This window comes from Sphaerisporangium perillae, assembly GCF_023276435.1.
Lineage (GTDB): Bacteria > Actinomycetota > Actinomycetes > Streptosporangiales > Streptosporangiaceae > Sphaerisporangium > Sphaerisporangium perillae.
The window spans coordinates 1-23,025 of the sequence record NZ_JALLPO010000011.1; the positions used below are offsets into that span (position 1 = coordinate 1).

At 70.8% G+C, this 23,025-nt stretch carries 19 protein-coding genes and 1 pseudogene; 6 read left to right on the plus strand and 14 right to left on the minus strand.

Annotated features, from left to right (window positions below):
- Nucleotides 1-142: 142 nt before the first annotated feature.
- Both MYF83_RS12480 and MYF83_RS12485 read right to left on the minus strand, forming a co-directional pair.
- On the minus strand, nucleotides 143-1,759 hold the full coding sequence (locus tag MYF83_RS12480; protein ID WP_248960617.1) for a recombinase family protein: 1,617 nt from the start codon (nucleotides 1,757-1,759) through the stop codon (nucleotides 143-145).
- Between the two features lie 67 nt (nucleotides 1,760-1,826).
- Nucleotides 1,827-1,931, minus strand: a pseudogene (locus MYF83_RS12485) (endonuclease NucS); the annotation flags it as partial.
- A gap of 109 nt (nucleotides 1,932-2,040) precedes the next feature.
- On the opposite strand from MYF83_RS12485, the gene MYF83_RS12490 reads away from it, so the two are divergent.
- The 4 genes from MYF83_RS12490 (at nucleotide 2,041) to MYF83_RS12505 (ending at nucleotide 5,523) form a co-directional block, all read left to right on the plus strand.
- Nucleotides 2,041-3,513, plus strand: a complete 1,473-nt coding sequence (locus tag MYF83_RS12490; protein ID WP_248960440.1) for a 3-hydroxyacyl-CoA dehydrogenase — start codon at nucleotides 2,041-2,043, stop codon at nucleotides 3,511-3,513.
- A gap of 36 nt (nucleotides 3,514-3,549) precedes the next feature.
- Complete coding sequence (locus MYF83_RS12495; RefSeq protein ID WP_248960441.1) at nucleotides 3,550-3,870, plus strand: Rv1322 family protein; 321 nt, start codon at nucleotides 3,550-3,552, stop codon at nucleotides 3,868-3,870.
- A gap of 80 nt (nucleotides 3,871-3,950) precedes the next feature.
- Nucleotides 3,951-4,655 (plus strand): alpha/beta hydrolase, encoded by a 705-nt coding sequence (locus MYF83_RS12500; RefSeq protein ID WP_248960442.1) that lies wholly within the window; start codon nucleotides 3,951-3,953, stop codon nucleotides 4,653-4,655.
- A 109-nt stretch (nucleotides 4,656-4,764) separates the two neighbouring features.
- Nucleotides 4,765-5,523, plus strand: coding sequence for an SDR family NAD(P)-dependent oxidoreductase (locus MYF83_RS12505; RefSeq protein WP_248960443.1), 759 nt, complete (start codon nucleotides 4,765-4,767; stop codon nucleotides 5,521-5,523).
- Nucleotides 5,524-5,583: 60 nt separating this feature from the next.
- Here the strand turns inward: MYF83_RS12505 and MYF83_RS12510 are convergent, their stop codons facing one another.
- From MYF83_RS12510 to mce, 3 genes are all read right to left on the minus strand, one after another.
- Entirely contained in the window at nucleotides 5,584-6,969 is a 1,386-nt protein-coding gene (locus MYF83_RS12510; protein WP_248960444.1) for an AI-2E family transporter, read from the minus strand.
- Between the two features lie 198 nt (nucleotides 6,970-7,167).
- Nucleotides 7,168-8,460, minus strand: coding sequence for a DivIVA domain-containing protein (locus MYF83_RS12515; RefSeq protein WP_248960445.1), 1,293 nt, complete (start codon nucleotides 8,458-8,460; stop codon nucleotides 7,168-7,170).
- Nucleotides 8,461-8,736: 276 nt separating this feature from the next.
- On the minus strand, nucleotides 8,737-9,165 hold the full coding sequence (gene mce, locus MYF83_RS12520) for a methylmalonyl-CoA epimerase (protein ID WP_248960446.1): 429 nt from the start codon (nucleotides 9,163-9,165) through the stop codon (nucleotides 8,737-8,739).
- Between the two features lie 158 nt (nucleotides 9,166-9,323).
- Between mce and MYF83_RS12525 the strand changes: the two genes are divergently transcribed.
- On the plus strand, nucleotides 9,324-10,538 hold the full coding sequence (locus MYF83_RS12525; protein ID WP_248960447.1) for an acetyl-CoA C-acetyltransferase: 1,215 nt from the start codon (nucleotides 9,324-9,326) through the stop codon (nucleotides 10,536-10,538).
- Nucleotides 10,539-10,560: 22 nt separating this feature from the next.
- Here MYF83_RS12525 and MYF83_RS12530 read toward each other — a convergent pair whose 3' ends face one another.
- Together MYF83_RS12530 and MYF83_RS12535 are read right to left on the minus strand one after the other, a co-directional pair.
- Nucleotides 10,561-11,811: an NAD(P)/FAD-dependent oxidoreductase gene (locus MYF83_RS12530; protein ID WP_248960448.1), complete on the minus strand. Its 1,251-nt coding sequence runs from the start codon at nucleotides 11,809-11,811 to the stop codon at nucleotides 10,561-10,563.
- 148 nt (nucleotides 11,812-11,959) lie between these two features.
- Nucleotides 11,960-13,504: a PucR family transcriptional regulator gene (locus tag MYF83_RS12535; RefSeq protein ID WP_248960449.1), complete on the minus strand. Its 1,545-nt coding sequence runs from the start codon at nucleotides 13,502-13,504 to the stop codon at nucleotides 11,960-11,962.
- Between the two features lie 119 nt (nucleotides 13,505-13,623).
- On the opposite strand from MYF83_RS12535, the gene MYF83_RS12540 reads away from it, so the two are divergent.
- Nucleotides 13,624-14,433, plus strand: coding sequence for an inositol monophosphatase family protein (locus MYF83_RS12540; RefSeq protein ID WP_248960618.1), 810 nt, complete (start codon nucleotides 13,624-13,626; stop codon nucleotides 14,431-14,433).
- A 98-nt stretch (nucleotides 14,434-14,531) separates the two neighbouring features.
- Here the strand turns inward: MYF83_RS12540 and MYF83_RS12545 are convergent, their stop codons facing one another.
- Genes MYF83_RS12545 through MYF83_RS12575 form a run of 7 tightly spaced genes read right to left on the minus strand, consistent with a single transcriptional unit; the run spans nucleotide 14,532 to nucleotide 22,964 of the window.
- On the minus strand, nucleotides 14,532-16,190 hold the full coding sequence (locus MYF83_RS12545; protein ID WP_248960450.1) for an ABC transporter ATP-binding protein: 1,659 nt from the start codon (nucleotides 16,188-16,190) through the stop codon (nucleotides 14,532-14,534).
- A 2-nt stretch (nucleotides 16,191-16,192) separates the two neighbouring features.
- On the minus strand, nucleotides 16,193-17,368 hold the full coding sequence (locus tag MYF83_RS12550) for a serine hydrolase domain-containing protein (RefSeq protein WP_248960451.1): 1,176 nt from the start codon (nucleotides 17,366-17,368) through the stop codon (nucleotides 16,193-16,195).
- A gap of 13 nt (nucleotides 17,369-17,381) precedes the next feature.
- Nucleotides 17,382-18,572 (minus strand): anhydro-N-acetylmuramic acid kinase, encoded by a 1,191-nt coding sequence (locus MYF83_RS12555; RefSeq protein WP_248960452.1) that lies wholly within the window; start codon nucleotides 18,570-18,572, stop codon nucleotides 17,382-17,384.
- Nucleotides 18,569-19,492 carry an N-acetylmuramic acid 6-phosphate etherase gene (gene murQ / locus MYF83_RS12560; protein ID WP_248960453.1) on the minus strand — a complete coding sequence of 308 codons (924 nt, stop codon included), beginning with the start codon at nucleotides 19,490-19,492 and terminating at the stop codon, nucleotides 18,569-18,571. Before murQ ends, MYF83_RS12555 begins: the two co-directional genes overlap by 4 nt.
- Entirely contained in the window at nucleotides 19,489-20,376 is an 888-nt protein-coding gene (locus tag MYF83_RS12565; protein ID WP_248960454.1) for an ABC transporter permease, read from the minus strand. Before MYF83_RS12565 ends, murQ begins: the two co-directional genes overlap by 4 nt.
- Nucleotides 20,373-21,344, minus strand: a complete 972-nt coding sequence (locus tag MYF83_RS12570) for an ABC transporter permease (protein ID WP_248960455.1) — start codon at nucleotides 21,342-21,344, stop codon at nucleotides 20,373-20,375. Before MYF83_RS12570 ends, MYF83_RS12565 begins: the two co-directional genes overlap by 4 nt.
- A 60-nt stretch (nucleotides 21,345-21,404) precedes the next feature.
- Complete coding sequence (locus tag MYF83_RS12575; RefSeq protein ID WP_248960456.1) at nucleotides 21,405-22,964, minus strand: ABC transporter substrate-binding protein; 1,560 nt, start codon at nucleotides 22,962-22,964, stop codon at nucleotides 21,405-21,407.
- Between the last annotated feature and the right edge of the window lie 61 nt (nucleotides 22,965-23,025).

The window sequence follows — 23,025 nt, forward strand, 5'->3', positions numbered from 1 at the left end:
CTACCCCCCTACCCCCCTTCCCCACAGGTATCTGTAGGACTTCCCTGGGATGGTCCGGAGCAAGAAGAAAGGGAGGTCGGCCACCGGCCGTCCCTCCCCGTCCTCGTCACATGTGTATCGTGCGGACTTCTCGCGGATGGTCCTAACGCGCCTCGTCCCTCAGGGCCGCGTCGCTGTCCCTGCGCTGTGCCATGGCTTCGGCCGCCCAAAGGTCGGCCGCGTCGATGAACCCCGGTTCCACCGCGTCCGACAGCGCGTCGATGATGCGCTGCTGTAGGTCTTCGGGGATGAACAGGTCGAGGTCGGGAGCCTTGGGGTTGCCTGCCACGTACAGCCGGACTCCGGCCTTACGCAGAAGCTCGCAGCGGGTTTCCCAGGCGGGGTTGCGCTCCCAGAACTGGCGGAACGTCTCGCCGGTGCCGGACTCCTCCCACCGCGACGGGACCATGGGCAGGGCCTCAAGCTCGGCCAGGGCCGCCTCGTGTTCCTCGATCCCCTTGATCACCGCGTTCGCTCCGGCGCTCCCAGGCTTCATATGGACGAGGTTGCCGGCCAGGTTGTCCAGGGCCTCCCGGAGTTCCTTGATGTCGGAGGAGCGGTCGGAGCCTGGCACGTAGGTCTTGATCGTGATCTCAAGGTCGCCTGCGGCGGAGAGGAAGGCGTCCTCCAGATGGAGTTGCAGGACCTCCCTCTCCCAGGACTTCTGGTACTGACATTTGGTGCCGACCCGGATTGTCTTGCACAGGTAGTACGAGTAGTGCCTTGTCGAGCCATTGGCCAGTTTCCGGTCGGCCGAGTTGGCATACATCATCTCGCCGCACGCGCAGTAGAGGATGCCGACCAGGGGTGTGGTTTCTCGGTCAACGTTTCGGTACGCGCTGCCGCGACGGTCCAGCACATCCTGGAGCTTGTCGAATTCCTCGCGGGTGAGGATCGGTTCGGCCCACTGCACGGGTAGGCCGTTCTTCTTCAGAACCTCGCCCCGGTGGATTGCGTAGCCCATGAGGGCGGGCTTGGACAGGACCGCCTTGAGCGAGGAGGTCGCCCACTTGGTCCCCTTCACCTTGCTCATGGTTCCCTCGCGGCCTTCGGTCGCGTTGGTGTGCCGCTGATAGTCCAGGGTGGTCAGGATGCCGCGAGCGTTCCAGTCCTTGGCGATGCCGCCCATCGACTGGCTCTTGTTGACCAGGCGGTCGTAGGCTTCCCGGACCAGTGGGCCGGTGACGGGGTCGACGTCGAGCCGCCAGCGCATCCCGCCCTTGTGTTCCACGCGGACCGCCCGGTATCCGAAGGGCCACGTGCCGCCCGCCCAGAGCTGTTCTTCCCGGTACCACTCAAGCTGGTTGAGCTTCTTCTCCTGGACGGACTTCCGGTAGTTGGCTGCCTGTGTCGCTTTGATGTTGGCGATCATTCGGCCGTTGGGGGTGGACAGGTCGAAGGCGGGGTCATCGAGGATGACGACCGTCTTGTTGTTCTCCAGCACCCAGCCGACGAAGGCGGCCCAGTGCAAGTCGTCGCGGGTGATCCGGTCTTGGCTGGTGACCATCATGGCGTCCCATTCGTGGATCAGCGGCTCGCGTAGCCACTTCCCGAGGGATGGTCGTTTGTCCAGGTTGACCGCGCCGGAAACGGTGGCGTCCTCCACCCAACCGGCCACTGCGTGCCGGCCCTTCCTGATCGCCTCTGCTAGCTGAACGTCCTGGCGCTCAAGCGCCGAAGACTGCTCTGTGTCCCTGCTGATCCGCTTGACTGCCAGCACACGCAAGGCATGTCTCCCTAGTGCTCGTGGGTAACACCAGGGTAAAGGGAAGTTTGGACTACTGCAAAACCGAACCGTCCGTCTTTATCAGGATCAGCTGGGGCGCCATCGGGAGATGCGCCGTGAGCCTTCCCGCGTAATCCACGCTGCAACGCGCGATGACCAGCCGCATGACCGCCAACCCTACCGCCGCCCCGGCCCGGGCGGGCGCCGTTCGCGGGGCCGTTGGACGGCGGCGCCGGCCCCTCTGGGAGACTTGCCGGCAGGACAAGGAGGGCAGGATGGCACGCACGTTCCAGACCGTCGGCGTCGTCGGGCTCGGCACCATGGGCGCCGGCATCGCCGAGGTGTTCGCCCGCGCCGGGCTCCAGGTGATCGGGGTCGAGGTGAACGCCGAGGCGCTGGAGCGCGGGCGCGGCAACCTCGACCGGTCCCTGGACAGGGCCGTGAGCCGGGGCCGGCTGAGCGAGACCGAGCGCGACGGGATCTTCGGCAGGACGACGTTCACCGGCGCCCTCGACGACCTGCGCGACGCCGACCTGGTGATCGAGGCGATCCCCGAGATCATGGACTTCAAGCGCGCCCTGTTCACCGACCTCGACCGCGTCTGCGGGCCGGAGACCGTGCTCGCGACCAACACCTCCTCCCTGTCGGTCACCGCGATCGCGGCCACCACCTCCCGCCCGGGCCGAGTGATCGGCATGCACTTCTTCAACCCGGCCCCCGTCATGAAGCTCGTCGAGGTCGTGCACACGGTGGTCACCGAGGAAGGACTGGCCGGCGACGTCGCCACGCTCGCCCGGCGCCTCGGCAAGACCCCGGTCACCGTGGGCGACCGGGCCGGGTTCGTGGTCAACCGGCTGCTGCTCGGGTACCTCAACCACGCCGCGACGCTCCTTGAGCGCGGAGTGGCCGCCAAGGAGGACATCGACGCCGCCATGAAGCTCGGCGCCGGGCTGCCGATGGGCCCGTTCACGCTGCTCGACCTGATCGGCCTGGACGTCTCCCACGAGGTGTGCGAGGTGCTGTTCCAGGAGAGCCGCGACCGCGTGCACGCGCCCGCGCCCATCCTGCGGGAGCTGGTGACCGCCGGGCTGCTCGGGCGCAAGACCGGCCGGGGCTTCCACTCCTACGACGACGTGGCCAGGCCCGCCGCCGGGGCCGGGGGCAAGCTCGGCGTGGGGTCGGTCCACGTGCTGGGCGAGGGCGCGGACGAGCTGTCGGCCCGGCTGTCCGCCGCCGGCTTCAAGCAGGGAGAGGCGCACGAGGCCGACGTGGTCATCGCGCTGTCCAGCACGCCCGTCATCGAGCACGCCGTGCTGCTGCCGCATCCCGAGCGCCTGGTAGGGCTCCACCTGGTGGGCGAGGACATCGCCGAGGTCGTCTCGACGGTGCTCACCGTCCCCGAGGTGGCGCGGGCCGTCGGAGACCTGGTCAGAGTGCTCGGGCGCACCCCCGTTCCGTGCGCCGACCGCGCCGGGTTCGTGGTCGAGGCCCTGCTGTACCCCTACCTCAACGACGCCGTGCGGATGTACGACGCCGGATACGCCTCCATGGAGGACATCGACACCGCGATGCGGCTCGGGTGCGGGTACCCCGCGGGGCCGTTCGAGATGCTGGACGCCATCGGGCTCGAGGTCGTGCGCGACGGGCTGCGGGCGCTCTACGCCGAGTACCGCGAACCCTTCTTCGCCCCCACCCCGCTGCTCGATCGCCTGGTGACCGCCGGAGTGACCGGCATCAGGGACCGGTGACGGAAGAACACCTTCGGCATCGACGTTTGTGCTGTCATGAGCCCCCGCCGCGCCCGCCGTCCGGCCCCCCGAGACAAGGGGCGCGGCCTCGACGCGCCGCGTCCGCTCGACGGGGTGCTGCGCGGCATGGAACGGGTGGAGGAGGGGCCCGACGGCGAGTGGAAGGTGCGGAGCGTCTCCGGCGCGGGCTCGGACAAGATCTACCGCTGCCCGGGCTGCGACCAGGAGATCCGCCCGGGGCTTCCGCACGTGGTGAGCTGGCCGAACTGGTCCGGCGGCGAGGGGGAGCGCCGCCACTGGCACACCGCCTGCTGGCGCAAGCGGATCGACCGCGGCCCCGGCCGTTCCCGTTATTGACCCGTCCCGCCTGCCCTCCCTCCGGTCTCGGCCCGTTGCGCCGAGCCGGTGCCGGAGAGGCGATACCTGAGGAGTCCGCGTTGGAGATTCGCTCGTCGACGGTGCTGCCCGCCGTGCGGGAGGACATCGAGCTGCACACGGCCGACGGCCTGACGCTGGTGGGGGAGCTGGCCCGGCCCACAGAGGGAACCCCGGCGGCCACGCTCATCTGCCTGCACCCGCTTCCCACGGCCGAGGGCATGATGGACAGCCACGTGCTGCGCAAGGCCGCCGCCCGGCTGCCGGCTCTGGCGGGTGTCGCGGTGCTGCGCTTCAACACCCGGGGGACCGCCTCCGCGCGGGGCAAGTCCGAGGGCGCCTTCGGCGACGGCGAGGAGGAGCGGTTCGACGTCGCCGCGGCGCTGGAGTACGCCGAGTTCCACGACCTGCCGAACCCGTGGCTGCTGGGCTGGTCGTTCGGCACCGAGCTGGCGCTCAAGTGGGGGCACGACCCGCTGGTCCGGGGCGCGATCCTGCTGTCGCCTCCCCTGAAGCGGGCCAAGGACGCCGACCTCGCGGCGTGGGCGGAGTTCGGGCGGCCGCTGGTCGCGCTGGTCCCGGAGTTCGACGACTATCTCAGGCCCGAGGAGGCGCGGCAGCGGTTCGCCGCCGTCCCGCAGGCCGAGGTGGTGGGCGTCGACGGCGCCAAGCACCTCTGGGTCGGCGAGCCCTACGTCCGGATCGTCCTCAACGAGATCGTCAAGCGCGTCAACCCGGCGGCCTATCCTCTGCCCACGGAAGTCTGAGTCCCGTCCCCTGTGCCCCACGGAAGTCTGAGTCCCGTCGCCGGATGTCCGGTGACGCCGGGCCCGCGCCCCCCATAGAATCTTGTTCGGTTCTATCGAGGAGGCTGCCGTGCAGGCGTTTGATCTATCCGGGCGGAACGCGTTCGTGACCGGCGCGTCGCGGGGCATCGGGCGGGCGATCGCACTGGCCTACGCCGAGGCGGGCGCCGACGTGGCGCTGGTCGCGCGGACGGCCGAGACCCTGGCCGGGGTCGCCAAGGAGATCGAGGCGTTCGGGCGCCGTGCGCACGTCATCCCGTGCGACCTGACCGACAGGGACGCGGCCGCCGCGGCCGTGACGCAGGCGATCGAGGCGCTCGGGCACCTGGACATCGTCGTGAACAACGCCGGCGGATCCAACTTCATCGTGCCCTTCAACGACCTGCGGCTGTCCGGGTGGGACAAGATCATGAAGCTGAACCTGGACTCCGCGATGGCGGTGTGCCACGCGGTCGGGCCGCACCTGCTGGAACGCGGGACCGGTTCGGTGATCAACGTCGCCTCCGTCGCCGCCCTGGGCGCCCCCTTCATGGCCCCGTACGCCGCGGCCAAGGCCGCCGTGGTCGCCCTCACCAAGACCCTGGCGCTGGAGTGGGCCGGGAGCGGCGTGCGGGTGAACGCCCTGTGTCCCGGCTGGACCGCAACCGAACTCAACCGCAGCCTCTGGGAGGACGAGAACGCGAGCAAGACCCTGATGGCCGGCGTCCCCATGAGCCGCTGGGGCACCCCCGAGGAGATGGCCCACCCCGCGGTCTTCCTGGCCGGATCCGCCTCCGCGTACATGACCGGCCAGGTCCTGTTCATCGACGGCGGCGCCGCCGCCACCTGACCCCCGCGACGGCCGGACGCGTCTCCGGAACCCCAGGAGTGACAGGACCATCCTCGGCGGCTAGAGCTGCGCCTGGCGGGGCAGGACGACTTCGCGGATGATGAGCGCCACCGCGGCGGCCACGGGGATGGCGAGCAGCGCGCCCACCGCGCCGAGGAGCGCGCCGCCGAACAGGGCGGCGATCACGGACACCGCCGGGGCCACGTCCACCGACCGGCTCATCACGCGGGGGTAGATGACGTAGTTCTCGACCTGCTGATAGATCACGAAGAAGATGACGCAGGCGATGCCGAGCGGTGCCGACTGCAGGAAGCCGACCGCCGACACCAGCACCGCCCCGACCGTCGCGCCCACCAGCGGGATCAGGTCGGTCACGGCCACGACCAGCGCCAGGGCGAGGGCGTACTTGGCCCCGGCGATCGTCAGGAACAGCCAGGAGAGGCTGCCCGCGATCACCGAGATCAGCACGTTGCCCGCCACGTACCCGCCGATCCCGGCGAGGATCTCATCGCCGATGGCGCGCGTGCGGGGACGGCGGGTCGCCGGCACCAGCAGAAGCAGGTACTCCTTGATCGTGGGCAGCGACCCAAGGAAGTAGAGCGTCAGCACGAGCAGGGTGAAGCCGGAGAAGAACGCGTCGAGCACGACCGCCCCCGCGCCCAGGATCCCGCCGGCCACGGTCGCGCCCAGGCCGCCGCTGGTGATGTACGACTGGAGGTTGGCGAGGATCTGGTAGTCGGTGTCGAGCTGTTTGATCGTCGGGTTCGACGTCAGGCTCTGCACGTAGCCGGGCACGGCGCCGACGAAGTCACTGGTCTCCTGGCTCACCGGCGGGACGATCGCCAGGCCGAACAGCGCGAAGAGCAGGGTCACGCCCAGGAACACCAGGGAGATCGCCCAGCGCCGGCTCATGCCGCGCCGCTGCAGGGCCTCGACGATCGGGTTCAGCCCCACGGCGAGGAAGGCGGCCACCACGATCAGCACGATCACGCTGCGGGAGCTGACCAGCGCCTGGGCCAGACCCCAGGCGGTCAGCACGCCCAGCGCCGCCGTCAGCCCCCACAGGAACGGTCCTCTGGTGAGCGGCTTGCCGGGCAGGCCGTACGGCATCGCCGCGTCGTCTTCGGCCCCGTCTTCGGCGGGCCCGCCGGTCCGGCGGTCGCGAGAGCCCTGGCGTCCTGGCCCGGTCTCCGGGCGTGCGGAGTCGGTCGTCCGGGACCGCGAGGAGTCGCTCGCCCGGGGCCGCGTCGGGGCCGCCGTCGCGGATCGTGCGGGTTCGGCGGCGCTGGTGTGGGAGGACGTGGCACCGCGGCCCGCGCCGGGAACGGCGGCCGTCGCAGGCAGGATGGCGGTCACCTCGGCCGCGTCGGGGCGGGCGTCACGCGCGCCCGGGGCCGTTCCGGGACCAGGGGGGACGGGCACCGCATCGGGAGCGGGGTCGGGCACGGGGTCTGCTCCTCGGCGTCGGAGGTCGGGGGGGCGAGCGTTGACGGCCTGCCAGGGAGACGGCAGCCGGCGCCAGGGGCGGACCGCCGGCGTCGTACACAAGGGGGCGGACAACACAGGAGAGCCTAGCGACCATGTGATCGCCAGGCTCTCCCGGTAGCCGTCCCTAAAGCCCCCTGTGCGGTGAGGAGCCGGTGCCTACTCCTGCCACCACTCCGAGTCGTCCTCAGCCGGTGCGGCGGCCCGCTGCGGAGCCGGCGCGGGGCTGGGCTTGTCGTTCACGACGGGCGTCGCCGCGAGCGCCGGCTTCGGCGCCGGGGCGGCGACCGCCGGGGCCTCGTCCATGCCCGGCAGGGCCGCGCCGCCGAGCAGCTGGCGCAGCTGGGCGAGGTGGCTGGTGATGCTGTCGCGCTGGCGGGTCAGCTCGTCCACCTGGCGCTGGGCGATCGTCCTGTTGCGCTCGGCCTCGGACTTGGCCTCGGACACGATGGACTCGGCGCTGGCCTTGGCCTCGGCGACGAACTGGTCGGCGTTCTTGCGGGCGTTGGCCAGCAGCTGCTTGGCGTGGGTGTCGGCCTCGCGGCGGGTCTGGTCGGCCTGCTGGGTGGCCTTGGTGGCCCGCTGCTCGGCGGTGGCGGCGCGCTGCTCGGCCTCGGCGACGAGCTTCTGCGTCGCGGCCTGGGCGGTGGCGTGGCGCTCGGACTCCTGGCGCTCGGCCTCCTCGCGGCGGGCGGCGAGCTGGATCTCGAACTCGGCCTCGTCCTGGGCGCGCTTGGCCTCGGACTCCTCCAGGACGCGCTGGGCCTGGGCCCGCATCTCGTCGGCCTGGCGCTTGGCCGTGGTGAGCACCTCGTCGCGCTCACGCTTGGTCGAGGCGCGGAGCTGGGCGACCTCGCGCTCGGTGGTGGTGCGCAGCTTGGCGATCTCGCGCTCGGCGTCGGCGCGCTTCTCGGCGACCTCGTGGTCGGCAGTGGCGCGGAGCTTGGAGACCTCGCGCTCGGTGGTGGAGGTCAGCTCGTCGGCCTCGCGCTTGGCGGTCGAGCGGATCTCCTCGGCCTCCCGCTCGGCCATGGTGCGCATCTCGTCGGTCTCGCGGGTGGCGAGCGCGCGCTTCTCAGCGGCCTCGTTCTCGGCGGCCGCCCGGACGTCCGCCGCGTCGACCTTCGCGGCGGCCTTGATCTCGTTCGCCTCGGACCTCGCGGCCTGGACGAGCTCGGTGGCCTGCTCCTCCGCGAGACGCAGCAGCTGCTCGATGCGGGCACCGAGACCGGAGTAGGTCGGGCGCTCCTGCTCCTGCAGCTGGCGCTGAGAGTCGGACAGCTCCCGCTGCAACGCGGAGAGCTGCTCACGAGTCTGCCGCAGGTCGGTGTCGAGCTGCTTCAGGTGGTCGTGAACCTGGTGCCGGTCGTAGCCACGGAGAACCACGTCGAATTCCCGCGTGGGGGCGTCTTCAAAGAAATTGTTCAGCTGGGCGTCGATGTCGGACTGCATGAGGCTCGATCCTGGGTTGTCGAGACGGCTACACGGGCCGGACGGGGGGGCGGACATCCGAGGCGGGAAACCCGCCTATGGTCGCGCTCGCTCGGGCACTCGCCTACGGGGGCCGGCTGTCGCTGGCCCCTGTCGTTCTCGTGCTCGGCTCGCCCGTCCATGGCGAGGATCCACGTCCGGATGGTAGGCCAGCGTACTCTGGTGTTGCCGAATTGGAGGTCCCGTCCGACTTTCTGCGCGACTTGTTACGAATAAGCCATTGTTGAGTTTCGTCAGCTAGGAGGGGCGAGGAGGGGACTCGACCAGCTCTGTCAAGACTCCTCCCACATCTTTCGGATGAAGAAACGCGATCGAGGTGCCCATTGCGCCGTGCCGGGGGTGTGAGTCGATCAAACGAACACCCCTGCCCCCGATCTCTTCGATGGCTGCGGTGACATCCGTCACGCCGTAGGCGACGTGGTGGATGCCCTCACCTCGCTTGGCCAGGAACCTCCCGACGGGCGTGTCGGGGTGCAAGGGCTCCAGCAGCTGGATGTAGGAGCCTCCGCCTTCGCCGTCGGCCACGTGCAACATGGCCTCTTTCACCCCCTGCTCCTCGTTGAGCTCCTGGCTGACCACGGTCACGCCGAAGGTCGACTCGTAGAACGCGATCTTCTCTTCGAGATTCTCGCAGGCGATGCCCACGTGGTCGATTCTCAGCAGCATTGCGTGTCCTTCCGTCCGTGCCCGGCCGTAGCGGCCGGAATCCCCGGGAGAGCCGGTCCCGGGCCGGGTGGCCGTCCGGGGTGAGACCTCCTTGGGGGCATGTGGTGCCTCATGGGTATGGTGGCAAAGTCGCCGCAGACCCCATCATGGAGGCCCTGGTGTCCCGTCCTTCCACCCCGTCCGGCACTTCGCGGTCCGTCATCGTCGCCGGGGCGCGCACGCCCATCGGCCGGTTGCTCGGCTCGCTGTCCGGCCTGTCCGCCGTCGAGCTCGGCGGGCTGGCCATCAAGGCGGCCCTGGAGCGTTCCGGCGTGGCTCCCGAGCAGGTCGAGTACGTCATCATGGGGCAGGTCCTGCAGGCGGGCGCCGGCCAGATCCCCTCGCGCCAGGCGGCCGTCAAGGCGGGCATCCCGATGAGCGTGCCGTCGGTGACGATCAACAAGGTCTGCCTGTCGGGGCTCGACGCGATCGCCCTGGCCGACCAGCTGATCCGCGCCGGGGAGTTCGACATCGTGGTCGCGGGCGGCATGGAGTCGATGACCAACGCCCCCCACCTGCTTCCCGGGCTGCGCAAGGGTGTGAAGTACGGCGGGTCCGACATCCTCGACGCGATGGCGTTCGACGGGCTCACGGACGTGTTCGACCAGGTGTCGATGGGCGAGTCCACCGAGCGGCACAACACCCGTCTCGGCCTCGGGCGCGAGGAGCAGGACGCCTTCTCCGCCCGCTCCCACCAGTTCGCCGCGGCCGCCATCAAGGACGGCAGGTTCGACGACGAGATCGTCCCGGTCTCCCTGCCGCAGCGCAAGGGCGACCCGCTGGTCTTCTCCACCGACGAGGGCGTCCGCGGCGACACCACCGTGGAGACGCTCGGGCGGCTGCGGCCCGCGTTCGCCAAGGACGGCACGATCACGGCCGGCTCGGCGTCCCAGATCTCCGACGGCGCCTGCGCGGTCGTGGTGATGTCCCGGGCCAAGGCCGAGGAGCTCGGCCTGACCTGGCTCGCCGAGATCGGCGCCCACGGCAACGTCGCGGGCCCGGACAACTCGCTGCAGTCGCAGCCGGCCAACGCCATCCGCCACGCCCTCGGCAAGCAGGGGCTCGCCGTGGACGATCTCGACCTGATCGAGATCAACGAGGCGTTCGCCGCGGTCGTGCTCCAGTCGGCCAAGGAGCTCGGCGTGCCGGAGGACAAGATCAACGTCAACGGCGGCGGCATCGCCCTCGGTCACCCCATCGGCGCCTCGGGCGCGCGCATCGTCCTGACCCTCGCGCACGAGCTCCGCCGCCGTGGCGGCGGCACCGGCGCCGCGGGCCTGTGCGGTGGCGGCGGCCAGGGCGACGCCCTGATCATCACCGTTCCCGCTTCCTGACCCGCGGCGCCCGGCCGATCGGTCAGCGGGTGGGGTCGAGGTCCCGCAGGGCCAGAGGCTGCTTGCCCGTGGTGATCTGCTCGGCGAGCATGCGGCCGGTGATCGGCCCGTGGGTGAACCCCCACATGCCGTGCCCTCCGGCGACGTACCTGCCCGGAGCGCGGGTGGCTCCGATGAGGGGCCGCCCGTCGGGCGTGACCGGGCGCGGCCCGACCCAGGTGTCGGTGCGCTCCTCCCAGGAGACGCCGGCGAGCAGCGGCCGGGCGGACTCGATGATCGCCTCGACGCGCTTCGGGTACAGGGGGGCGTCGGCGTCGCGGAACTCCATGGTCCCCGCGACGCGCAGCTTGCCCTGGTACGGCGTGCACGCCACGCGCACGGCCGGCAGGTAGATCGGGCCGGGCACGGGCTGGTCGGTCGGCACGGTGAAGGAGTAGCCACGCCCGGCCTGCACCGGTACGCGGACGCCCCAGTCCTTGCCGAGCCGGTTCAGCCAGGCGCCGGTGGCCAGGACGACGGCGTCGGCGCTCACGGAGTCGCCCGCGCCCGACCGCACCGTGAGCCTGCCGGAGGCCTCGTCCACGCCGGTGACGCGGAAGCCGGACCTGATCGTGCCGCCGCGGGCGACGACCGAGTCGGCCAGCGACCTGGTGAACGCGCCGGGGTCGACGTAACGCTGCCCGTCCAGCCGGACGCCGGCCTTGGCGTGGGCGGAGAGCTGCGGAGCCTGCCGGGCGAGGTCGTCACCTTCGAGCGCGGTGTACTCGATGTGCAGCCCGGAGCCGTTGATGCGCTGGAGTTCGTGCAGGAGGCTCACGGCCTGCCGCGGCGTCTCGAACGCGGCCATGATCGGGGCCTCCACGGTGGCCGCCTCGACGCCGTTGGAGGTGAGCACGTCGAACGCCTCCAGGCACTCCTCGTTGAAGGGGAGGTTGGCGCGCACCGCGCGGCCCCACGACTTCCAGCCGCAGTTCAGCGCGAACCTGGTGAGGAAGGACCACAGGCGCACGTCCGGAGTGACCGGCACGTGCAGCGGGGCGGCCGGGTCCATGAGGGAGCGCAGCCCGTAGCGCAGCACCCCCGGCTCGTTCAGCGGGATGGCGAGCCCGGGGGAGAGCCAGCCCGCGTTGCCCCACGAGGCGCCCGAGGCGACCCCGTCGCGGTCGACCACGGTGACCTCGACTCCGCGCTCCTGAAGGAACCAGGCGGTGGAGAGTCCCACCACGCCCGCGCCGATGACCACCGCCGTGCGCGGCCCGCCGTCGATACCCATGACCACATATCTCCGCTCTGACGTCCTGATACCTGCCCTTCAGCATCACTGGTGCGGCGCCGGAACGGTTTGTCCGTTCCGACAAGGACGAGGGCGGCCGTTGTCCGGCGCCGACAATGCCCGCGCCACGCCCCGGCCTCGCCGAGGATCAGCGCCGCCCGGCCTGCGCGACGGCCAGGGCGATGATCATGGCGAGGCGCTTCTCCGGCTCCTCCAGCCGCAGGTCGGTGATCTCGGCCATCTTGCGCAGCCGGTAGCGCACGGTGTTCGGATGGACGTCGAGGCGGCTCGCGGCCAGCGCCAGGTCGCCCTGGGCCTCCAGCCAGGCGCGCAACGTCGGGATGTAGCGGGTTCCCTGCTCGGCGTCCCGCCGGGTCAGCTCGGCCACCGGCCCGCGCGCGGGAATGCGTCCCGCCGAGGCCGCCGCCCTGAGGCGTTGCAGCAGGATCTCGTCCCACGACTCGTCGTAGACGACCGGCCGCGCGTCACCGGGCGCCGCCGCCCGCAGGGCCAGGCTCTCGTCGGCCTCCTGCCTGCTCGCGGGCAGCTCGGCCGGCCCGGCCACGCCCCCGACGCCGGCGTACACCGTGACCCCGCGCGGCAGGGCGTTCCCGACCGCGGCGAGCCAGTCGCGGGCAGGCGCGGCGTCGTTGCCGCAGGGCAGGACCGTGTACAGGGTGTTGCCGAAAAGAGTGCTGCGTCCGGGCCGCGACCAGCCGAAGCCGGTGGTGGCGCGCTCGTAGGCCAGCAGGATCGCGGCGTGCCGCTCCTCGGCGACGTGCGCCTGCAGGGCGATCACCCGGTACGCGTCGTGGGGCAGCCCGAGCCTGCTGATCAGGGCGGGCGCGTCGGCCGTGCCTTCCAGCAGCCGGATGACCAGGTCGGACTCCACCTGACGCTCCAGGTCCGCGCCGACCCGGGAACGCAGCAGGTGCAGCGCGACCGCCCGCGCCCCGTCCGCCAGGGCGGTGCGGCGCTCGCCGGACAGCGGGCGCTCGCACTCCACCCAGATCGACCCGAGCAGTTCGCGTCCGGCGCGCACGGCGACGACCATGCGCCCGCGCAGGCCGTGCGCCGGCGAGGGCTCGACGAACAGCGGCTCGTCGGAGGCCGCCAGGTGGGCGAAGACGCCTCGCTGCTGGAACAGCCGGCTCATGCCCTCGGGCACCCGCCGGCCGAGGATCGTCTCCAGGCGGGCCGGGTCGGCGGCGTGCTGGGAGCCGGAGTAGGCGAGGACGCGCGACATCTGGTCCTCGATCGTCACCGCGTAGCCGAGCGTCCCGGCGAGGGTGTCGGCGAAGGCGAGCAGGTCGGTCGGCCCTCGCCCCGCCTCGGTCTCGCGGCCTTCGAGCACCAGGCCGTACACCACGCCGAACAGCTGGCTCCAGGAGACCTCCGGTTCCACCAGCAGCACGGCGATGCCGGCGTCGCGGGCCTCGGCCAGCGCGTCCTCGTCGAGCGGCGGGTTCCCGCGCACCAGCACCGCGGCGGCGCGCGCCGACCGCGCCAGCCGTACCGCGCCGGCCGCCGAGTCGACTCCGACCGACAGGAAGACATCACCGGTGGCGGGGCGGGTGTCGGTCGGGTCGTGCACCACCACGCTGCGCAACTCGACCTCGCGCGACGCCGGGGCGCAGCACAGCCGGGCCCCGTAGCCCCCGAGGACGTTCACCAGCCGGTCGAGGTTCAGCATCCGCCTACCGCTCGTCCGGATTCATCCGTGCCACACCGTTGATTCTCCCCTGATTCCGCCGAGCCCCCGTCGTCGGGCCGGCGCCTGAAAACGGCCGAGGCTATCCTGCTCGCGTGCCGATGGTGAATGCGGAAACTGATGCGGAGCTGGCCGTCACTGCGGCGCAGGCGGGAGCCGCCGTGGTGCGCGATATGCACGGGGGGTCGCTGACGCGGTTTGAGAAGTCCGCCGGTGACTTCGCCACGGTCGCTGATCTCGAAGCGGAGAAGGTCATCCTCGACGTCATTCGAACCGCTCGACCAGATGATGCCATGACGGGCGAGGAGAGCGGACGCACGGGTGCGGACCGCACGGAGCGTATGTGGCTGGTCGATCCCTTGTGCGGCACCCTGAACTACGCCGTACGGAACATGCTGGTCGCGGTGAACGTCGCCCTGCTGGTGGGGACCGACATCACCGCGGCGGCATCGGCCGATCCGTTCGCCGAAGAGGTGTTCTGGACGGACGGCGAACGCGCCTATGTCCGTAGGGACGGCGTGGACGAGGAACTCAGGCCGTCGCCCGAGTCACGGTTGGTGGATGTCAACCTCGATCCCCCGTTCCCGAACGAGCCGGGCTTCCGGGCGGTCCGCCTTCTCGCCGGCACAGAGTTCGCCGAGCGGTTCCGGCCGCGCGTCGTATCCACCACCCTCGCGGTGGCCTGGGTCGCCGCCGGCCGGCGAGCCGCCTACGTCACCGACGGCCATCTGCGCGACAACGTGCACTTCGCCAGCGGGATCGCATTGTGCCAAGCGGCCGGATGCGTGGTGACCGGCATCCACGGTCAACCGCTGCACACCGGTGCGGGCGGGCTCGTCGTGGCGGCCGACCAAGAGACGCACGCCGCATTGCTGCGGATGATCGGCGATCAGGTCCCATCCGACCAGTAGCCGACCTGCCTGTTCCAGACTCAGAACGCCGAAGTGGCCGGGCGCGCGCAATAGTGATCACACCAACCTCGTCCACAACTTGGTCGCGCCAGGGCGCGTCAGGCCGCTCGGCGGGTGCCGGGGATCGCGGCCAGGAGTTCGCGGGTGTACTCGGCTCCGGGATGCTCGAAGATCTCGCGCGGCGTGCCGGTCTCCACGATCCGCCCACCCTGCATCACGTGCACGGAGTGCGAGATCATCCGGACGACGGCGAGGTCGTGGCTGATGAACAGATAGCTGAGACCGAGCTCCCGCTGGAGCTCGGCGAGCAGCTCGAGGATCTGTGCCTGCACGAGCACGTCGAGCGCCGACACGGCCTCGTCGAGCACGACGAGCTCGGGTGAGAGCGCGAGTGCTCTCGCGATCGCGACGCGCTGGCGCTGCCCGCCGGACAGCTCGTGCGGCAGCCGTCCGGCCATCGACGAGGGGAGGTTGACCTGGTCGAGGAGGCGGGCCACGGCCTGCTTGCGGCTCGCCGCCGTGCCGACGCGATGCACGCGCAGCGGTTCGCTGATCGACTTCTCCACCGTGTAGCGAGGGTCGAGGGACGCGTAGGGGTTCTGGAAGACGGGCTGGACCCGGCGGCGGAACGCGAACAGCTCGCGTCGCCGGAGCGAGGTGAGGTCGGTGCCGTCGAACAGGATCCGTCCCGAGGTGATGTCGTCGAGGCCGAGCAGCAGGTTCGCGGTCGTCGACTTGCCCGAGCCGGACTCGCCGACGATGGAGACGGTCTCGCCGCGCGGAATGCCGAAACTGACCCCGTCGACCGCCGCGAACCGGGTGGGCGCGCCGGTGCCCGCGGCGCGGATCGTGAAGACCTTGCGCAGGTCCTCGATCCGGACGAGGTCGCCCGCCGGGGCGGGGGGCGGCGTCTCGGTCCGTTCCCGTGCGGTCGTGGCTGGCGCGGTGACCATGCTGGTGGAGGACAGGCTCGGAACCGCCCTGAGCAGGCGCTGGGTGTACTCGTGCCGTGGACGGGCGAGGATCTCGGCGGCGGCGCCCGCCTCGACGATCTCCCCGTGGTACATGACCACGACGGTGTCGGCGCGTTCGGCGGCGAGGGCGAGGTCGTGCGTGATGAGGAACACCGCCGTGCCCATGTCCGTGGTGAGGCTCTCGAGCTGGTCGAGGATGCGCCGCTGCACGGTGACGTCGAGTGCGGAGGTGGGCTCGTCGGCGATGAGGAGCTTCGGCCGGCAGGCCAGGCCCATGGCGATGAGCGCTCGCTGGCGCATGCCACCGGAGAACTCGTGCGGGTACTGGTAGGCCCGTCGTGCCGGGTCGGGGATGCCGACCATCTCCAGCAGTTCGACCACCCGTTCGCGGGCCGCCTTGCCGGTCGCACGGCCGTGGACTTCGAGGGCTTCGGCGATCTGGTCGCTGATGCGCATCAGCGGGTTGAGGTTGGACATCGGATCCTGCGGCACGAGCCCGATCCCCGCTCCGCGGATCGCGGTCATCTCCCGCTCGCTCGCACGGGCCAGGTCGCGTCCCTCGAAGAGCACCTCGCCGCCCGTGATGCGGCCGGTCTCGGGCAGGAGCCGGTTGACCGCCGCGGCCGTGGTCGACTTCCCGGAGCCCGACTCGCCGACGACCGCGACGGTCTGGCCGGGCACGATCTCCATCGAGACGTTCTTCACGACCGTGACGTCCTGGCCGCCCGTGCGGAACGCGACCGACAGGTCACGGAGTTCCAGGAGTGGGGTGGGGGTCGTCATGGTCACCTCGGTCGTTGCGTGAAGGGGACGGGTGGGGCGGGGACGGCCGTCAGCAGCTCGTGCCAGAGCGCCTCCCCGGGTACGGGGGTGCCTTCGACCAGCAGGCGGTTGCTGGCGAGGGCGAGGGCGACATCCCGGTCCGGCACGAAGCCGACGGCGCATCCGACATGACCGGGGTGACCGAGCACGGTGAGGGTCTCGCCGGGAAGTTCCAGCCGGTACCTGCGGAAACCGAGCGCCTGCCCCTCGTCGGGGCCCGGCGCGAAGAACTCCCGCGCGACCTGCGGCCGGATGAGGGTGTCGTGCTCCCGGTAGCGGGAGAGCGCGGTCGCGAAGCGCAGCAGGTCGGGGACCGTCGAGAAGAGCCCGGCGTGGCCGGAGATCCCGCCGAAGGCGTGGTAGGCGTTGCCGTCGGCGACCTGCCCGTGCACGGGCTCGCGGCGCCAGCCTGCGAAGTCGCCGCTGCGGTAGGGCACGGGGTACGGCTGGCCCGAGTCGAGCATGGCGATCTCGATCCGGTCGTCACGCGCCCCCGTCGCCACGGGGTCCCCCGCCGGTGCCGCGTACCGGGTCGCGCCGAGGCCGAGCGGCTCGGTCACGAGATCGGACACCGCCTGTTCGAGGCTGAGGCCGGTGACGGAGGCGATGACCCGCCCGAGCAAGATGAAACCGAGGTCGGAGTAGTGACGCTCCTCGCGCGGCCGGTATCGCAGGGGCAGCTCTTCGACGAAACGGTGCGCCTCCTCCGGGCTGCCGGCCGGGATGTAGAGCGGATGCCACTCCCACAGCCCGCCGCGGTGCAGGAGCAGGTCGCGTACGGTGACGCCGTCCCGCCCGCCGCCGCGGAAGCCGGGAAGGTGGCGGCGCACCTCCGTGTCGAGGTCGACGAGCCGGTCGGAGACGAGGCGCATGAGCGCGGTCGTGGTGCCGAGGACCTTGGTGACGGAGGCGAGGTCGTGGTACGTGCCGATCGTCATGGGCTCTTCGCCCACGCGCACGCCGTCCTCCCAGCGGACGGTGCGGTGGCCGGCGCACGCGGCCACGTCGAACCACGGGGTCCGGGCGGCCAGGGCGACGCCGGGCGGCGGCCGCATGCCGTCCGTGGAGCCCGGCGGGGTGCCGGGCCCGTGGGGGACGGCCGAGACGAGGCGTTCCGCGGTCGCGGCGAGGGCGTTCATCGGTGACGCTCCTTCACGTCCGCGCCGGATGCGAATCCCGCCCGGTGAGGGTGAGCGCGCGGGGAGCCTCGGTGGCAGGGGAGGGCAGGACGAGCGGTCCCGCTCCGGGCGTGAGGGTGCCGAGGACGCGGGCGGCCCGGGCCCCCGTGCCCGCCGGCACGGTTCCCGGCAGGCCGTGCGCGGTGTACCAGCCGATGAGGGCGAAGGCGATCGCCTCCTTGTCGTCGGCGGGAGCGCCGTAGGCGTCGGAGAGCGCGATGGTCACGCCGGGAAGGGCGCGGCGCAGCCCGTCCATCAGTACGGGGTTGCGGCACCCGCCACCGGAGGCGACCAGGAGGTCCACGCCGCTCGCCGTCACATCCCTCGCGACCGTGCGCACGGTGAGCTCGGTGAGCGTCGCCACGAGGTCGGCCGCGGCGGGCCGGCTGCCGGCCTTGGCCATCGCGTCCTCGACGTAGGCCAGGTGGAAGAGCTCCTTGCCCGTGCTCTTCGGGGCGGGCCACCGGTAGTAGGGGTCGTCGAGCAGAACCTCCAGAAGGCGCTCGTCGACCGTTCCGGAGGCGGCGATCCGCCCGTCCTCGTCGAATCCGCGCTCGCTGAGCCCGTCGCGCACCACGACGGCGTCGATGAGCGCGTTCGCCGGCCCGATGTCGTAGGCGACCAGGTCGTCCACGCCCCGCACCAGGGTCATGTTGGCGATGCCGCCCAGGTTGAGCGCGGCGGCGGTGCCCTCGTGGCCGGCGAGGAGGAGGGCGTCGAGCAGGGAGACCAGGGGAGCGCCCTGGCCACCGGCCGTGATGTCGCGGATGCGCACGTCGGACAGCACGGGCGCGCCTGTGCGCTCGGCGATCCAGGCGGGCTGGCCGATCTGCAAGGTGCCGCGGGCGTGCCCGCCGTCGACCCAGTGGAACACGGTCTGACCGTGCGAGACGATGAGGTCGACCGCACCGGCTTCCGCGATCGCCGCGGCGGCGGCCTCGGCGAAGCCCTGGCCGATGAGGGTGTCGAGCTCGCACACCTCGGCGAGGGTCGTCGCCGCCGGCGGGAGCGCTTCGATGAGGCGGGCGCGGAGCTCGGCCGGGTAGGGCGTGCTCGCCGTGTACTCGACCACCCCGCTGAGCGTGCCGTCGGCGCCGTGGAAGTCGACCAGGGCCGCGTCGATTCCATCGTGCGAGGTGCCGGAGATCATTCCGAGGATTCTCATGATTGTTCTCCGAGTGCGACCCGGAGCCGGCCGCTGCTCTCGACGAGGCGTGCCACGGCCTCCTGCGGGGTCAGGCCGAGCCGGAAGGCCACGATCGCCTGTTTCACGTTGTAGTCATTTCTGTCGAGGGCCGTGATCGCCTCGTCCCGTCGGGCGCCGGTGATCGTGCGCATGATGCGGATCGCCCGCTCGCGCAGCTTGTCGTTGGTGGCCTTGACGTCGACCATCAGGCTGCCGTACGTCTTGCCGAGCTGCACCATGACGATCGTCGAGAACATGTTGAGGACGAGCTTCTGCGCGGTGCCGGCCTTGAGCCGGGTGGAGCCGCTCACGACCTCCGGTCCCACGATCACCTCGATCGCGTGCTCGGCCACCTCGCTCAGCGGGCTGCCGGTGTTGCACGAGAGTCCCACGGTGAACGCCCCGCGCTCCCGCGCCCGCCGGATCGCCGAGAGGACGAACGGGGTCCGTCCGCTGGAGGTGATGCCGACCACGGTGTCGAGCGATCCGATGGCGGCGGCTTCGATCGCCGCGACCGCGGCGTCGGTGTCGTCTTCGGCCCCCTCGCACGGGGAGACGATCGCGCTCCGGCCTCCCGCGATGATCCCGAAGACCAGCTCCGGCGGGGTGCCGTAGGTGGGAGGGCACTCCGAGGCGTCGAGCACTCCGAGGCGTCCGGGGGTTCCCGCGCCGACGTAGACGAGGCGTCCGCCGGCCTTCATGTGTTCCGCCGCCGTCTCGATCGCGCTCGTGATCTGGGGGAGCGCCCGGGCGACCGCGCCGGGCACCGTGGTGTCGGCCTCGTTCATGGCCGCCGCGAGCTCGGCCACCGTCATTTTGTCGATTTCCGCGTACCGGGGGTCGGTGGCCTCTGTCGTGAGATCGCCGAGCCGGGCGGATTCGGAGGAGTTGACGCTCAACGCTTTCCTCGGTTTCTCGGATCGAGAGTGTCACGCAGGCCGTCGCCGAGGAGGTTGAGCCCGGCCACGAGCAGCACGACGACGACTCCGGGCGCGATCATCGTCCACGGAGCGATGGAGACCAGGGTGCGCGCCTCGAAGATCATCGACCCGAGCGAGGGCGAGGGCGGAGGTGTGCCCAGACCGAGGAAGCTCAGTGATGCCTCTGTGAGGACCGCCCAGGACAGGGACAAGGCCACCTGGATGATGATGATCGAGGTGATGTTCGGCAGCACGTGCCGCATCATGATCATCCATTGGCTCTGACCGGTGCTCGTGGCCGCCTTCACATACTCGATCTCCCGCAGCGAGAGAACGGGGCCGCGGGTGACGCGGATGAAGATGGGCACGTAGACGATCGCGATCGCGACGGCGACCGTGAACCAGTTCCGGTCGAACACCGACGCGAGCGATAGGGCCAGCAGCAGAGGGGGGAAGGCGAACAGCACGTTCGTCACTCCGCCGATGACGCCGTCGGCGAAGCCGCGGTAGAAGCCGGCGACGAGCCCGCCCATGGTGCCGATGACCGCGGAGAAGGCCACGGCGACGACCGAGATGAGCGCCGAGCCGGCGACGCCGGCCGCGACGCGGGAGAAGATGTCACGGCCGAACTGGTCGGTGCCGAGCAGATGCCCGGCCGAGGGAGGCAGGAGCCGCGCGGGCGGATTCTGGGCGATCGGGTCGTACGGGAGCACATGGAAGAAGGACGAGAGCGAGACGATCGCCAGCACCACGATGATGATGAGGCCGGTGAGGCCGCTCGGGCTCCTCAGCAGGCTCCGGAGACGGTGGCCGCCCTTGCGGGTGCCCGGCGGCAGCTGAGCGGTCCGCGCGATATCGGTCATGAGGCCCGCACCCGGGGGTCGATGACGCGGTAGAGAAGGTCGGTCAGGAGATTGACGATGACGAACGTCAGCGCGATGACCAGAACCGTGCTCTGAACGACCGCGTACTCCTTCTGCTGGATCCCGAGCAGTACCTGCCGCCCGATGCCGGGGACCGAGAAGATCTGCTCGACGACGACGGCGCCGCCCAGGAGGTAGCCGAACTGCAGGCCGGTCATCGTGACGATCGGCACGAGCGCGTTGCCGAGAACGTGCTTGGTCTGAAGGCGGCGCGCCGGGACGCCCTTGGCGCGTGCGGTGCGGACGAAGTCGTCCGAGCGGATCTCCAGAACGGCGGTCCGCGTGGTGCGCAGGATGGGCGCCGCGATGCCGAATCCGAGCACGATCGCGGGCATGAGCATCTGCCGCAGGTTGAGCAGGGGATCCCCGGCGAGGGTGGCGTAGCCCTGGCCGTTCGGGTTGAAGCCGAACGATGACGCGAAGACCGAGAGCAGGGTCGTCGCGAGAAGGAAGGCCGGGACCGAGAGGCCGGCGAGGCTGACGAACTGGCCGAAGGCGTCCCTGCCGGAGTCGGGCTTCGAGGCCGCGAGCATGCCGAGCGGGATGCCGATCAGCAGGGCGAGGATGATCGAGAGCACGGCCAGCTCGAAGGTGACCGGCAACGACCGCAGGGTGAGGTCGAGCACGCTCTGCTGGGCACGCGCGGAGTAGCCGAGGTTGCCGGTGAAGAGGTTGCCCAGCCAGGAGAAGAACTGCGTGAACAGCGGCTGGTCGAGACCGTAGTAGCGCTGCAGGGCCTCCTGCTGGGCGGGGGAGAGCGCCGCGGCCTCCGTGCCGAGTCCCGCCGTGATCTGGTCGCCGGGAATCGCCCGGAGCATGATGAACACGAAGACGGCCACGCCGAGGAGTGTGCCGATCATGCTCGCCACGCGCCGCACGATGCGGTTGTGGATGAGTTTTCGCAGCATATGCCTGGGTCCTCGCCCCTGGTGGGGTGCCATGGAGGCGGCACCCCACGAGGAAGGCGGCTAGTTGACGGCCGTGGTGCGCAGGTACTGGAGCGAGGCGTTCGCCATCGGGATGAAGCCCTGTACCTGGGATGTGGTCGCGGTGTAGGCGTAGCTCGTGAACAGCCAGATCCATGGCGCGTTGTTCTCGAGCTCCACGGACACCTTGTCGTAGATCGCCTTGCGCTCGTGCTGGTCGGTCGACGCCTTGCCGGCGGCGAAGAGCTTGTCGAGCTCGGGCGAGCTGTAGCCGGTGACCTTGTTGAGGTTGCCGGTGCTGGTGAAGTAGCGGTTGTACATGCCGTCGGGGTCGGGGCGTCCGCCGTTCAGGGCGACGGCCGCGTCGAAGTCGCCGGCGACCCAGCGGTCGACGTACGCGCCGGACTCCAGCACCTCGAGATCGAGGTTGATCTTGGCTTCGGCCAGTTGCGCCTTGAGGCTCTGGGCCTCGTTGACCGATGTCGAGTACTCGCCCTGGGAGACGATCGTCTTGATCTTCACTCCGGCGCTCTTCCCGGCCTTGCCGAGGTACTCGGCGGCCTTGGCGAGATCGCGCGCCGGGCACGGACGCTGGTCGGGGTTGGACTTGAAGGCCGGCGCCGTGATCGGACCGGTCACCGTGCCCTCGCCCAGGGCGGCGGTGTCGAGCACCTGCTTGCGGTCGATCGCGCACTGGACGGCGAGGCGCACGTTGAGGTCGGTGAGATCGCCGCGACGCCCGTTGAGCTGGAGGACGTGATAGCTCAGCTGCGGGGTCTTGGCGACGTTGAGCTGCGCCGCCGCCGCGGTCTTGGCCACGAGCGGGTCGTCGAAGACCGCGAGCTGCACGTTGCCGGACTGCATCGCGGAGACGATGGAGGACTCGTCCGGGATCACCCGGAACTCGATGCTGCCGAGCTTCGGCTTGTCGCCCCAGTATTTGTCGTTCTTGACGAGGGTGAGCGACTGGCTGGCGACCCGGTTCTTCAGGACGAACGGCCCGGTGCCGTCGGGGGTCGTGTTGAGCGACGCCTCGGTGTCGTCCGAGGAGAGCATGGCCATGTTGACCACGGCGAGGTTGGAGGGCAGGGCGGCATCCGGCGCGCTGAGGTGCAGCACCACGGTCTGCGGGTCAGGCGCGTCGACGGAGGTCACCGAGGCGAGCGAGGCGGCGGCCACGGCCGCCGTGGCCTCGTCCTTGATCTTGTCCAGAGAGTACTTGACGTCCTTGGAGTCGAAGGCGCTGCCGTCACTGAAGGTGACGCCGTCACGAAGAGTGAAGTTCAGCGTGCGGCCGTCCTTCGACGTCTCCCATGACTTGGCGAGCCCCGGCACGGTGTTCAGGTCCTTGTCGAACTCGGTGAGGGTGCCATAGATGTTCTGCAGCACGTTCACCGCCTGGAACTGCGTGGCCTTCCAGGGGAAGAGCGTGTCAGGGTCGGACGTGACGCCCACGACGAGCGCGCCGCCGGTTCCACCCGAGGCGCCGGGCTTGGGCGCCTGCGTGGCGGGTGACGAGCAGCCGGTCAGCACGGAGGACGCGGCTGTGGCGACCCCGATCGCCAAGAGCGCGCCACGGGTCAATCGTGATCTCTGCCACATACGGTCTCCTCAGTGACATTCGATGCTGCGCTGCCGGCGCGCTGACCCGCGCGGTCACCCA